The organism is Thiopseudomonas denitrificans, assembly GCF_002866065.1.
GTDB classification, from domain to species: domain Bacteria; phylum Pseudomonadota; class Gammaproteobacteria; order Pseudomonadales; family Pseudomonadaceae; genus Thiopseudomonas; species Thiopseudomonas denitrificans.
Map to the genome: position 1 here is coordinate 254,477 of NZ_LNJZ01000003.1, position 13,255 is coordinate 267,731.

Sequence of the window (13,255 nt, forward strand, 5' to 3'; positions counted from 1 at the left end):
TGTTATTCGTTGACCAGGGTTGCCAGCCGCAAGAGCTGGGCGTTGAACGTGATGCCTTGCCGGCTGGCTGTCTTGCGATTGATGAGGATGTTCAGCTGGCTGCCTTGTTCGTTTGTCAGGGCAAACTCGACCATGCCTCCGTTGCGGGCAAAGCCTCTGAGATCGGAAATGGTTACCAGTGGCAGGCCGTCAAGTTGCCGGAGAATGCTGCCCAGCCGCCTGCGTTCACTCTGACTGATGAATACATAGTTGCAGCCCGGGGCCTGTTCGGTAGCGGACAGGAAGACAAGTTCGACCTGCTGGTCGGGAGCGGATGCCTGGTTCAGTTGTTGCAGCGTATCGCCAAAGGGATTTTGTCCGAGTATGCAAAGGTGGCGCGGGCGATCCTCCTGCTCTGTTGGCAGGTAGACGAAACGGGTCAGTTTCAGCAACAGGGCAGACTTGACTGCATATTCGGTAACAGCGGTGGCTGTCGCGCTGGCAGCCAGCGGCTGCCATGCCAGCAACAGTGCCAGTACCGTCCAGCGCAGCAGGGCTTTCAAGGGCAATCCCATAATCAGAAATGCCACTCCAGGGACACGACCCAGGTTCTGGGTTGTTGCGGCATGTCCCAGAAGGTGTGGTTACCGGAGCCGGCAGCCGCGTAATAACGCTTGTCGGTCAGGTTGTATACGTCGAGCCACAGGCTGGCCGGGCTGTGCAGGATGTTGTGCCAGCCCAGATGGGTATCGAGCACGGCATAGCCGGGTGTGGCACAGCGCCCGGGTGCCTTTTTGCTGCTGCTGCAGCTGGCGGATGGCAGGTTGTCATCTTCGGGTGGCCGGGTGCGGCCATTGGTGACGCTGCCGGTCCAGCGCAGCTTGGGCGTGATGGTGACGTGATCCTGGTAGCGGAAGGTGGTGCCGGCCTTGAACCGATAGGTGGAGACGTAGGGGATCTTGCGGTCCACGCCGCTTTCCTTGACGCGGCCGTGAATCCAGCCGGCGCTGGCCCAGAGATCGCCGCTCCAGTTGTCGTCAAGGCGGAAGCGCCATTGGGCACTCAGGTCCAGGCCGGTTTGGCGCTGGCGGCCGGCGTTGACTTTCTGGCTGGCGTTTTTCAGGATTGCGCCCGCAATGGCGGTGGTATTGTCCTCCCGGTTGCCGGTCACGATCAGGTCGCTGATATGGCTGTGATAGAGGTTGCTGACCAGGTTCAGGTTGCGGGTTGGACGCCACTCCCAGACCAGCCCCAGGGTACGGGCTTTTTCCGGCTTCAGGTCGGGGTTGGCCACGCGAAAACCGGAGCCTTCGTAAAGGCCGTCTGTATTGGGTGTGGCATTGAAGGTGCCGTAGCCGCTCAAGCCTTCATCGGCCGAGGGTGCACGGAATGCCTCGCCGTATAGCAGTTTGAACAGGTGCCGGTCATGTGCTTTCCAGACCACACCCAGACGCGGATTGAAGCTGTCGCCATAGACTGTGTGATGGTCGAAACGGAAGCCGACAGTGGTCGAGAGGCTGTCGCTCCACTCAGACAGCAGTTGGGTGTAGCCGAAGTAGCTTTGGTTGCGGTCGTGGGCAATGTCCATCGGCAGTGTGGTGTTCGGGTACAGCATGTCCTGCTGGCCGGGTGTCTTGCCGGTGTTGTATTTGTAGGGCATGGAACCGCCCTCGATAGCCTTGAAGTGCTGCGCGCCAAGGCCGAACTGGACCTGTTGCTGGTCGGTCCAGCTCCAGTCAAAACTCTGCTCGATACCGATACGGCGGCCGTAGCTGTAGGAATATCCCGGTGCGAAACCGTTGTATCTGTTGTTGTAGTGCGAGCGCGGGTCCACCTCCATGCGTGAATAATCCAGCTGCAGCCGGGCATCGAGTTTGTCTGTTGGCGCAAACCGGTAGCTGCCATACAGGGTATCCGATGTCGTTATCCAGCGGGCCTTGCTGCTGTAATGTGTGGTTGCGTAAGGGTCGGTGGTGCTGGTCAGGTTGGTGTAGTGGTGACGATAGTAGCCCAAAGTCAGCTGATCGGCCCAGTCCAGGCGGGCAAACAGGCTGTGGCTGCTGACTTCACCGCGATAGCGCTCGCGGTCGGCTGCGCGGATAAAAGGCTCGCCGTTTTGATCTTTGGTGCTGGTATCGACTTTGCGATAGTCGGACTTGTATAGCTTGTCCAGCCGGGCGCGGTCGGATTCCTGCCAGTGACCGCCGAGGGACAGGCTCAGGTTGTTGCCGCCAGTGAAGCCGGTCATGAAAGAGTATTCGCGGCTGTTGAAATTGCCGCCGCCGACGGAGAACCAGCTGCCATCGGTATGGTTGCCGGCTTCGGTGATGATGTTGACCACGCCGGATACCGCGTCGGCACCATAGAGTGCGGCGGCCGGACCGTAGAGGAACTCGACTTGTTTGGCCTGATACAGCGCCAGGTTTTCGGCAACCGGATAACTGCCGGCCGATGGCTGGCTGATGCGCACTCCATCGAGCAGTACCAGCAGGCGGTTCGGACCCAGATTGCCCTGAACCGTGAACTGGTTGAACTGTGATGACTTGGTGCCGCGCTGGAAGTCCACGCCGGGCATGTCTTGGAGCAAATCGGCCAGATTCTTGTAGCGGCGCTCACGGATTTGCTCGCGGGTCACCACCATGATGTGGGCCGGCGTCTGGTCGCGATGTTCTGCGCTGCGCGAGGCGGTGATGACAGGGATGTTGATCAGCTCCGCCAGTGACAGGTCAAGTAGCCGGGTGCTTTCAAGGCTGTGTTCGCCGGCCTGGACAGGCAGGTTCAGTACGATCAGGGTGGCGCCGAGGGTACAGGCAAGACAGGCTCTGGTGTTGTTCATGGATGTTTGCATAAATTGTAGTACAGCCAGCCGTGGGGCCGGGTCGGCAGGATGAAGCCCGGGCATCCGGTAATGCGGTGATGCCATCGCGTCACTATAGTACTGTGATATGGACGAAGAAGCATTGTGGTATAGACGAAGATCCACTCCGGAACGCTCCGGAGTGTGCCATGGCAGCCACCCGCCGGCTGCGGCTCCGGTGTTCCCGGCCATGGCTGGAGCGGTTGTACCGCCAGTACGCAGGCAAACTGGAACGCTACTGATTGCGGCAGGCGGAACCGTTAGCGGGCCAGATGTCCCAGCTTGTGCAACATGGAGTTCAGTCCCTGCATGACGGTATGGTTGGCGTGCTCCATGGCGTTGAGTGCCTGCAGCGCCTGCTCTAGCTGGCCGGCACGGTAATACCGGACAGCGTTGACGGCCTGGTCATGCACTGCCTTGTGCGGACTCTCCATGCTGCGGTAATCCTGCATGTCGGCAAACAGTTCGCGGCCATCGCCCTGGTAATACCACTGGCCCAGCCGGCAGTGCTGTTCGTCGGGGAAGTCTTCTGGAAGTGTGTCGGAAATGCCGAAGAACACCTTGTACACTTCAAGTTTCAGTTCCAGTTCGTCGATGTTGGCCAGTTCCACGTTGGCCAGGATGGCGGAGTCACTGATGGCCTGCTCCATGCGCCGTGACAGTTCCAACAGCTCGTGCATGCTAAGTACCGCTTGCTGGCTTTCGGTGGCGTGACTGCCTGCATCGGTAGCACCACGGTCCATGATTTCCCTGGCGTTGCGCGTTTCGTTCTGGATGTCCTGTACCAGACGGGAGATGTCTTCGGTTGCGTCGGAAGTGCGCTGTGCCAGATTGCGTACCTCGTCGGCCACCACGGCAAAACCGCGACCGGCTTCGCCGGCCCGCGCCGCTTCAATGGCGGCATTGAGCGCCAGCAGGTTGGTCTGGTTCGCCACATCCTGGATTAGCTGGACGAAACCGCCAATTTCCTCGGCCCTCTGGCTCAGGCTGCTGACCTGCTCGGCCGCTTGGTGCATCAGGCGGAAAGTGGCCTGCAAATTTTCGGCAATACGCTCGAAAGCGATACGGTTGGTATCGGACTGCTCGGCGGCCTTGAGTGCGGAGTCACGCTCGATGTTGAGCGTATCGACCAGATTCATGAAGGAATTCTTGACGCCGTTGAGGGAGTTGCCAAAGCTGCCCAGGCTGGTATAGACGCCTTGATGGGTGGTGCGCTCCCGCTCCTGATGGTGCAATCTGGCCTGCAGCTGCGCCTGCTGCTGTTCCAGCTGTGCAATCTGTTGGTGCAGTTGCTGATTTTCCAGGTTCAGGCGGTCATTTTCGTGTTGGGACTGCTTGAGCTGCATTTTGAGTTTGGCAGAAAACATCGGGGCCTCTGTGGGGTGGGGCTGCTGGTGATGAGTTGGCGGGATGGTTCCGCCATGCCTGTACACCGCTGCCGCTATGAATTCTGTGCGTTTAGCAAAAATGTTCCGGTTTTTTGGGGCTGGCGATGGCAGCCAGCATGATTGCTGACAAGGATGAAAGCAATGTGAGGCATTATGCCATGTTTGGGAGGGTATAACCTAGTGCATTGGTCGGATATGGTTGGGGCGGCATGACCCAGCGCCGGGATGTATTCGGACTGGATGGCCCTGCTTCTGTAGGTACGAATTTATTCGTACAAATCATGTGCGTTGTTGTGCGAATGAATTCGCACCTACAGCCGGGGGCGCTGCTTGCTTCTGTAGGTACGAATTTATTCGGACAGATCATGTGCGTTGTTGTGCGAGTGAATTCGCACCTACAGCCGGGGGCGCTGCTTGCTTCTGTAGGGACGAATTTATTCGTACAGATCATGTGCGTTGTTGCTGTGCGAATGAGTTCGCACCTCCAGCCGGGGGCGCGGCTTGCTTCCGTAGGTACGAATTTATTCGTACAGATCATGTGCGTTGTTGCTGTGCGAATGAGTTCGCACCTCCAGCCGGGGGCGCGGCTTGCTTCCGTAGGTACGAATTTATTCGTACAGATCATGTGCGTTGTTGCTGTGCGAATGAGTTCGCACCTCCAGCCGGGGGCGCGGCTTGCTTCCGTAGGTACGAATTTATTCGTACAGATCATGTGCGTTGTTGTTGTGCGAATGAGTTCGCACCTGCAGCCGGGGGCGCGGCTTGCTTCTGTAAGTACGAATTTATTCGTACAAATCATGTGCGTTGTTGTGCGAATGAATTCGCACCTACAGCCGGAGGCGCTGCTTGCTTCTGTAGGTACGAATTTATTCGAACAGATCATGTGCGTTGTTGTTGTGCGAATGAGTTCGCCCCTGCAGCCGGGGGCGCGGCTTGCTTCTGTAAGTACGAATTTATTCGTACAAATCATGTGCGTTGTTGTGCGAATGAATTCGCACCTACAGCCGGAGGCGCTGCTTGCTTCTGTAGGTACGAATTTATTCGAACAGATCATGTGCGTTGTTGTTGTGCGAATGAGTTCGCCCCTGCAGCCGGGGGCGCGGCTTGCTTCTGTAAGTACGAATTTATTCGTACAAATCATGTGCGTTGTTGTTGTGCGAATGAATTCGCACTTACAGTCGGGGGCGCGGCTTGCTTCTGTAGGTACGAATTTATTCGTACAGATCATGTGCGTTGTTGTGCGAATGAATTCGCACCTACAGTCGGGGCGTGCTGCTGACCCGGTCCACCAGGTAGAGGATGGACTGGTACTGCAGCCCGGAATGTTCGCCAAGGCCGATCTCGCAGGTGCGGTTGTTGGAATAACCGGCACTGCAGCCCTGCACTTCACCACGCAAATCCTGCAGTGCACAGGTGTTCAGCTCGGGTACCTGGAAGCCCCGGTCGCCGCCAAAGCCGCAGCAGGTAACCGAAGCAGGCGTTACCACTTCACGGGCACAGGCTTTAGCCAGGCCAAGCAGCGACTGGCTGTTACCCCCCATGGTGGTGGAGCAGGTCAGGTGCAGGGCGATGCGCTCATCCGCTGGCTGAATCTCCAGCCGTGGCAATGCGTGACGATGGATGAAATCGGCTGCTTCGTAAAACTGCAGCCGCTCATTGCTGCACTCCTGCATGCGCAGGTTGCAGGCGCTGGCATCGGTGATCACGGCCAGGTGCTGATCGCCGGCCAGCTGGCGTGTCGCTTCCAGTACCTCGTTGCGCTTGCCGTCGGCCACCTCGAACAGCCCCTTGGACTGGAATGGCATGCCGCAGCACAGGCTGTGGATGTTGTCCGGGATCAGCACACGATAGCCGGCTTTTTCCAGCAGGCTGAGTACCACCTGATAAACAGGACGCTGATCGCTGGCGTTGCGGTCCGAGCCCAGTACCCGGTTCATGCAGGAAGGCCAGTAGATGACCGTATCCGCCGGCAGCGAGCCGTTGGCCGGCCCGAACAGGCGCTGCCGCGGCAAGGCGGGTGCCGCAGCCGGCAGACCGGGCCGCCAGTGACCGACCGACAAGCCGGCTTTGCGCGCCAGCGCCATGGAGCCGGCCATGCCCTTGTCGCCAAGCAGGCTGCGACCCGTACTGGCCAGCTTTAGTGCCAGACGTGCCGCCTTGCTGATGCCGGCAAAGCGGCGGGCCAGCCATTGGGCACGGTTTTGCAGATTCCGGTTTTGCTTGCCGCGCAAATCGCGCACCAGATTGCCGGTGTTGATGCCGACCGGGCAGCGGGTGGAACACAAGCCATCCAGTGCGCAGGTGTCCAGTCCCTGATATTGCCAGCCTTGCTCCAGCGCACGGATACTTTCAGCAGAGGCTCCCTGCTGGCGGCGGCGCTGCAGTTCGCGCCAGATGACAATGCGCTGGCGCGGGCTCAGGGTCAGCCGGCGTGACGGGCAGACCGCTTCGCAAAAACCACACTCGATGCAGTTGTCGACGATGGGATTGGCCTCGGGTAGCGGCTTGAGGTTTTCCACGTGCACCTTGGGATTGTCGCTGATCAGCACATCGGGGTTGAGCAGGCAGGCCGGGTCGAACAGCTGCTTGATGCGCTTCATCAGCGCATAGGCTTCGCTGCCCCACTCCAGCTCCACATAGGGCGCCATGTTGCGGCCGGTGCCGTGTTCGGCCTTGAGCGAGCCGCCGTAGTCCACTGCCACCAGCTGTGCCAGCTCTTCCATGAAGGCGCTGTAACGGGCCACTTCGGCGGGGTCGTTGAAACTCTGGGTAAAGACAAAGTGCAGGTTGCCCTCCAGAGCATGGCCGAACAGTATGGCTTCGTGATAACCGTGCTTGTGCAGCAGTTCTTGCAGATCGAGTACGCCTTCGGCCAGTCGCTCCAGCGGAAAGGCGACATCCTCGATGATCACCGTGGTGCCGATCACCCGGTTGGCACCCACGGCCGGGAAGGTACCCTTGCGCACATTCCAGTAGCTGTCATAGGTGGCCGGGTCGCGGGTGAATTCCAGCGGACGCAGTACCGGAATGTCGGCCAGTGTCCGGCAGATGTACTGGATATTTTGCTCCAGCTGCCCGTCGTCGGCGCCGCGTACATCCACCAGCAGCGCGGTGGCGCCCTCCGGCAGCTCGGCCAGGTCATCGGGCATGCCGGGCATGTGCTGTACCGAGCGCAGCGAAGCACGGTCCAGCAGCTCGACGGCGCTGACCGGCGTTTCCTTCAGCAATGTGGTGGCGGTACAGGCGGTGTGGATGTCGGGGAAATGGATCAGTGCCGCTGCCTTGTCCGGATAGTCCGGCACGGTGCGGTAGGTGATGGCGCTGATGAAGCCCAGGGTACCCTCGGAGCCGATCATCAGGTGCTTGAGAATTTCCAGCGGATCCTCGAAGTCGACCAGCGCATTGATGCCGTAGCCGGTGGTGTTCTTCAGCCGATATTTGTGGCGGATACGTTCGGCCAGTGGCTGGTTGGCACGGGTCTGCTCGCCAAGCTGGCGCAGCTGCTCCAGCAGTTCAGCATGGCTTTCACGGAAGGCGGCGACCGATGCCGCATCGGCGGTATCCAGCAAGGTGCCGTCAGCGAAGATCAGCCGCAGCTCGAGCAAGGTGTTGTAGGAGTTTTCTGCCGTGCCGCAGCACATGCCGGAAGCGTTGTTGGCGGCGATACCGCCGATCATGCAGGCGTTGATCGAGGCCGGGTCCGGGCCGATCTTGCGCTGCAGCGGGGCGAGAATGCTGTTGGCACGGGCACCGATCACGCCCGGCTGCAAACGGATGGCAGCGCCATCGCCCAGCAGCTGATGACCATTCCAGCCGTTGCCGAGTTGAATCAGTACCGAATCGGTCACTGCCTGACCGGACAACGAGGTGCCGGCAGCACGGAAGGTGACCGGCAGACCGCGCCGGGCGCAGCTGTGCAACACCTGTTGCACTTCGCGTTCGCTTTCGACCCGCACCACCAGCTGCGGCACCAGCCGGTAGAAGCTGGCATCGGTGCCCAGGGCCAGCCGGCTCAACTCGTCGGTCAGCAGGCGGGTGGACGGAATGAATTCTGCCAGTTCATGGACCAGCGCCCGGTAGGTGTCGGTGATCGGGTACATAAGCATCTCGCGTGCAAAAATGACGTGGCCAGCCTGTCAGGACCGGCCACGGGATCAGGCCATCAACAGGCTGATTATGCCGACTACAACTAGGTAGTACAGGGTCGGCAGGGTGGTCATGCGTAGCGTGCGCCCTTCCCGGCCGAGCAGGCCGACGGTGGCCGAGGCTGCCACCACGTTGTGGATGGCGATCATGTTGCCGGCGGCGGCACCTACGGCCTGCACTGCAACCAGTGTGATGGTGGACGCGCCGAGCAACTCGGCGGTGCTGTACTGGAACTGGGCCAGCATCAGGTTGGAGACGGTGTTGGAACCGGCAATGAAGGCACCCAGTGCTCCCACGGCAGGCGCAAACAGCGGATAGATGCTGCCGAAGGCATTCGAGACCAGCTGTGCCATGGCGATCGGCATGGACGGCAGGTCGGCGGCGTTGACTCCGGAGTTGATCAGGATGCGCACCATGGGTACGGTGAAGATCAGCACGAAGCCGGCACCAAGCAGGGTGCGCGATGACTCGCTGACTGCCGCCTTGAGCTGGGTGAAGTTCATACGGTGCAGGAAGAAGGTCAGGACCACCACCAGCGCCATGATGCCGCCGGGCAGGTACAACAGCTCGATGCCGCCGGACACGCCTTGCTCGCCAAGAATGTCTTTCCAGCTGAAGTTGAGCACGCTGAGGAAAAACGCCTTGACCGGGGCAATGGCGCGGGACAGGACCAGCAGTACGGCCAGCAGCACATAGGGCAGCCAGGCCATGGCGACGGACATGGGACGCTGTGTGGTCAGGCTGTCCAGTTTGATCTGGATGCTGCCCATCCAGCTTGCCGGCCAGGTGTCGGCCGGAGCGAAGTCCCAGTTGTTTTTCGGCATCAGAAAGCCGGCTTTGGCGGCCGGAACCACAATGGCCAGGCCGACCAGAGCGCCGATCAGTGACGGAAACTCGGGGCCGAGAAAGACGCCGGCCAGGGCATAGGGCACAACAAAGGCCACGCCGGTGAACAGGGCAAAGGGTGTTACTTCCAGCCCTTCACGCCAGGACTTGTTGCGGCCGAAGAAGCGGGTCAGCATGCTGCACATCAGCAGTGGCATCAGGATGCCGGCGGCGGCATGGGTTAGTGCCACTTTCGAGGTGACCAGGTGATAGAACATCTCCCAGCTTGAGCCTTGTGCCACCAGCTGCTCGCTGATGCCGGTACGGTCCAGTCCGGCGGTTACACCAACCACAATGGGCGTGCCGACCGCGCCAAAGGATACCGGCGTGGACTGCACCATCATGCCGATCATCACCGCGCCCAGAGCCGGGAAGCCCAGTGCAACCAGTAGCGGAGCGACGACTGCCGCCGGTGTGCCGAAGCCCGAGGCGCCCTCGATGAAGCAGCCGAACAGCCAGGCCACCACCAGCACCTGGATGCGCCGGTCCGGCGAGATGTTGGAAAAACCCGAACGGATGGCGGTGATGCCGCCCGAGTGCTTCAGGGTGTTGAGTAACAGGATGGCTCCGAAAATGATCCAGAGAATGGCTCCGGTCATGATCAGGCCTTGCAGGCTGGAAGCCAGAACGCGGTTCAGGGACATGTCCCAGGCCAGCAGGCCAATGGCCACGGTAACTGCAAATACCGCAGGCATGGCAATGCGTGCCGGCAGGTTGAAGCCGACCAGCAGGATGCCGGCCAGCAGTAGCGGGGCAAACGCCAGCAGGGGTAGTGCTATATCAGTCATGCTATAGTCCTCGTGCCAAATGACACTTCTTGTTATTGGTCAGCCCGGCCCGCCAGGCCGCAAACCGTTCGGGCGGGGCTGTATTGCCGGCAGCACCTGCAATGAGGGTGCCGCCGAATTCCTCGTTGCCCGTTTTGGGCAACGCATGTTCACTCCAGAACCAGTACCACCAGTTCCCGCGGGCCGTGCACGCCATAGGCGAGGGTCTGCTCGATGTCGGCGGTTTTCGATGGCCCGGAAATCAACAGGGCATTGGTCGGCATACCGTTTTTCGCCCAGCCTTCCTGTTGTATGGTTTCGTGTAAGGTGGCGTATAGCCGGTCGCTGTCGAGCAGGACAAAATGCACCGGCGGCACCAGGCTCATGACCCTGGGTTCGGCCGGTGTCGGCCAGAGGATCAGGCTGCCGGTTTCGGCAATGGCACCGAGCGAGCCGGTCAGGGCGGCAGCTACGTCATTGAACAACTCGTCCTTCCATTCATTCACGGGTTGCGTGCGTTGCAGCAGGGGTACCTGCTCCAGTTGCCAGTGGTCGGCGAGAAAACTGCCGTGAGGAGTACCATTGCCGATCCAGAGGTTGCGTAGGCCCTTGTCCCGTACCAGCTGTTGCAGCAGCAGGTGCCAGTTGTCCCGGCTGGTACTGTGGATCTCGCCATGCACCGGGCTCATCGCCTGCACAAAACGTTCGAGCTTTTTGGTTTTGTTCCAGTGCGGGCGCTGCAGAACGCTGAAGTCGCTGGCTGGCGGCTCGAAACCGCCCTGTTGCTCACGCCCCTGGTACAAGCGTTGCAAGATGGCATCGCGTGCATTCATGTCATGACTCCTTGCACTGGCGCTGGCGCAGCTGCTGTTGCAGGCTTTGTGCGGCAGGGCGCGGGGCGCTGCGATAACGGGTCCAGGCACCCAGCCGGGATGGCATCAGGCGACGGCAGCGGGTAATCAGCGCGGTGCCCAGCCGGTAGGCCCAGGGGCGGCTGTTGAATACTGTCCAGCCACGCCAGAGCAGCATTTCCAGCCAGCGCCGCTTGCTGCCGTGCCCGGCGACAGTGGCCGGGCGCTGGGGATCGCCATCCATCGCTTCGCTGCGCAGGCGCTGCAACAGTTGTGGAATGGGGATTTTTACCGGGCAGACTTCGGCGCAGGCCCCGCACAGGGTCGAGGCGGTGGCCAGCGAGCCGGTATTGTCGAGACCCAGCATGTGAGGCATCAGGATCTTGCCGATCGGGCCGGGATAGGTGGTGCCGTAGGCATGACCGCCGATGCGGGTATACACCGGGCAGTGGTTCATGCAGGCACCACAGCGGATGCAGCGCAGAGTGTCGAGCAGCTCGCGGTCCTGATAGATCGCCGAGCGGCCGGCATCGACCAGCACCAGATGCACTTCTTCCGGGCCGTCCTTTTCATCGGTCTTGCGCGGGCCGCTGATCATGTTGACGTAGGTGGTGATGTGCTGGCCGGTGGCCGAGCGGGTCAGCAGGGCCAGTAGCGGGGCGATATCGGCAAGGTGCTCGACCACTTTCTCGATGCCGGTGACGGCAATGTGGCAGCCGGGTACGGTGGTGGTCAGGCGGCCATTGCCTTCGTTTTCCACCAGACACAGGGTGCCGGTTTCCGCCACGGCGAAGTTGACGCCGGAGACGCCGACATCAGCCTGCATGAATTTTTCACGCAGCTGGGCCCGGGCGCTGGCGGTCAGGTAGTCGACATCGCTGGAGCGCTCGGTGCCGGTTTTTTCATGCATCAGTTCGGAAATTTCGGTGGTGTTCTTGTGGATCGCCGGCATGATGATGTGTGACGGGGCTTCGTCGGCCAGCTGGATGATGTACTCGCCAAGGTCAGACTCCAGTGCCTCGATGCCGGAGCGGGCGAGAAAGGCATTCAGCTCCATCTCTTCGCTGACCATGGACTTGCCCTTGATCACCGTGCGGGCGTTGCGCGCAACGCAGATGTCACGGACGATCTCGCAGGCCTGCTCCCCGGTTTGCGCCCAGTGCACCTGAATGCCGTTGGCCTGCAGGTTTCGCTCCAGTTGCTCCAGCAGTTCGGGCAGCCGGCTCAGGGCGCGCAGACGTACTGCGGCGCCCAGCTCGCGTAGCTCTTCCAGGTCCCAGTCGGCAAAAGCATCCTGACGCTTGCTCATCAGTCCGTCCATGGCCTTGCGGAAATTGCCGCGTACCGCCGGATTGTCCAGTGCGGCGCGGGCTCTGGGCGTGAAGTGCTTCACTGCGTCTGTGGCTGTGCTCATGCTGTACCTCCCTTGCTACGCTGCCACAAAAAACTGACAACGTGCTGGCCGCGAGTAGCCAGCTTCTGCTTGTCGGCAAAGCCGTCGATATTCATCAGACAACCGCAATCCGTGCTGACAAACTGGTCTGCGCCGCAATCATCCAGTGCGCGAGCCTTGTCTTCGACCATGGCGGCGGAGATTTCCGGATGGCGCACGGCAAAGGTGCCGCCAAAGCCGCAACACTCGGCCGGCCGTGCCTGTTGTACCAGCTCCACGTTGTCCAGCTGGGCGAGCAGGGCCGGCCCGGTATCGGCAATGCCCATTTCCCGGCGGCCGGAACAGGAGGTATGCACGGCAACCTTGACCGGCTCGCCATGGTCCTGCAGGCGGATACGGCATACATGCAGCAGAAAGTCGGTCAGCTCCCAGGTGCGGCCGGCCAGCTGTTCGGCCTGTTCTGCCAGGCCTGTGCCGGCAAACAGCCGGGGGTAATGCTTGCGCAGCATGCCGGCGCAGGAGCCGGACGGTACCACTACTGGCCAGTTTTCCGGAAACAGCTCCAGCTGACTGGCGGCAACAGTCCGTGCCTGACCGTTCAGCCCCGAGGTGTAGGCGGGTTGGCCACAGCAGCTCTGGTGTTGCGGGAAGATCACCTCGATGCCTTCACGTTCCAGCAACTGGATGCCGGCCAAGCCAACCTCGGGATAGAACAGGTCGACCAGACAGGTGGCGTAGAAATACACCCTGGCGGGTTTGGCCGGATATTGCTTGATTACGTCGCTCATTTCTTCTCGCCTGGCTTGCGGAACCGGAATGAACCGGGCTTGCATGGTTTTGTTAACTGATGTAAATTGGTCAGACCAATTAACTGGCGTGTTTGGTCATGCTATGTGGGGTCTTTGTCATCAGTCAATGAATAGGCTGTTTGAATCCGACCATGGTCTAGTGCTGGTGTTTTTTGCCAAACTGTTAGCTTGGCAAGCTTG

Annotated in this window: 8 protein-coding genes and 1 pseudogene; all 9 read right to left on the reverse strand. The window is 60.6% G+C overall.

The features are described 5' to 3' along the window. Positions 1 to 2 precede the first annotated feature (2 nt). The gene (locus AR306_RS02525) at positions 3 to 542 is read right to left on the reverse strand and encodes a YfiR family protein (protein ID WP_166627857.1); all 540 of its coding nucleotides are present in this window, start codon (positions 540 to 542) and stop codon (positions 3 to 5) included. 14 nt (positions 543 to 556) lie between these two features. Beyond that, a complete protein-coding gene (locus AR306_RS02530; RefSeq protein WP_166627856.1) occupies positions 557 to 2,815 on the reverse strand; it encodes a TonB-dependent receptor plug domain-containing protein in 2,259 nt (752 codons plus the stop codon). A gap of 281 nt (positions 2,816 to 3,096) precedes the next feature. Further along, entirely contained in the window at positions 3,097 to 3,516 is a 420-nt protein-coding gene (locus AR306_RS13695) for a CZB domain-containing protein (RefSeq protein ID WP_407071176.1), read from the reverse strand. Next, a pseudogene (locus AR306_RS13700) lies at positions 3,511 to 4,203 on the reverse strand (methyl-accepting chemotaxis protein); the annotation flags it as partial. The pseudogene AR306_RS13700 and the gene AR306_RS13695, both read right to left, overlap by 6 nt. Positions 4,204 to 5,480: 1,277 nt before the next feature. Continuing rightward, positions 5,481 to 8,324, reverse strand: a complete 2,844-nt coding sequence (locus AR306_RS02540; RefSeq protein WP_206167948.1) for an FAD-binding and (Fe-S)-binding domain-containing protein — start codon at positions 8,322 to 8,324, stop codon at positions 5,481 to 5,483. 54 nt (positions 8,325 to 8,378) lie between these two features. After that, positions 8,379 to 10,043 carry an L-lactate permease gene (locus AR306_RS02545; protein ID WP_101495977.1) on the reverse strand — a complete coding sequence of 555 codons (1,665 nt, stop codon included), beginning with the start codon at positions 10,041 to 10,043 and terminating at the stop codon, positions 8,379 to 8,381. Between the two features lie 149 nt (positions 10,044 to 10,192). Continuing rightward, positions 10,193 to 10,855 (reverse strand): LutC/YkgG family protein, encoded by a 663-nt coding sequence (locus AR306_RS02550; protein WP_101495978.1) that lies wholly within the window; start codon positions 10,853 to 10,855, stop codon positions 10,193 to 10,195. Position 10,856: 1 nt separating this feature from the next. Further along, a complete protein-coding gene (locus AR306_RS02555) occupies positions 10,857 to 12,287 on the reverse strand; it encodes a LutB/LldF family L-lactate oxidation iron-sulfur protein (protein ID WP_101495979.1) in 1,431 nt (476 codons plus the stop codon). Further along, positions 12,284 to 13,054: a (Fe-S)-binding protein gene (locus AR306_RS02560; protein WP_101495980.1), complete on the reverse strand. Its 771-nt coding sequence runs from the start codon at positions 13,052 to 13,054 to the stop codon at positions 12,284 to 12,286. The genes AR306_RS02555 and AR306_RS02560 overlap by 4 nt, the downstream gene beginning before the upstream one ends. Positions 13,055 to 13,255 lie beyond the last annotated feature (201 nt).

What these genes read in the sequence shown, in the direction of transcription:
- AR306_RS02530 (WP_166627856.1), bottom strand. Translation starts at nt 2,815, where the DNA reads ATGAACAACACCAGAGCCTGTCTTGCCTGTACCCTCGGCGCCACCCTG.
- AR306_RS13695 (WP_407071176.1), bottom strand. Translation starts at nt 3,516, where the DNA reads ATGCACGAGCTGTTGGAACTGTCACGGCGCATGGAGCAGGCCATCAGT.
- AR306_RS02540 (WP_206167948.1), bottom strand. Translation starts at nt 8,324, where the DNA reads ATGTACCCGATCACCGACACCTACCGGGCGCTGGTCCATGAACTGGCA.
- AR306_RS02545 (WP_101495977.1), bottom strand. Translation starts at nt 10,043, where the DNA reads ATGACTGATATAGCACTACCCCTGCTGGCGTTTGCCCCGCTACTGCTG.
- AR306_RS02550 (WP_101495978.1), bottom strand. Translation starts at nt 10,855, where the DNA reads ATGAATGCACGCGATGCCATCTTGCAACGCTTGTACCAGGGGCGTGAG.
- AR306_RS02555 (WP_101495979.1), bottom strand. Translation starts at nt 12,287, where the DNA reads ATGAGCACAGCCACAGACGCAGTGAAGCACTTCACGCCCAGAGCCCGC.
- AR306_RS02560 (WP_101495980.1), bottom strand. Translation starts at nt 13,054, where the DNA reads ATGAGCGACGTAATCAAGCAATATCCGGCCAAACCCGCCAGGGTGTAT.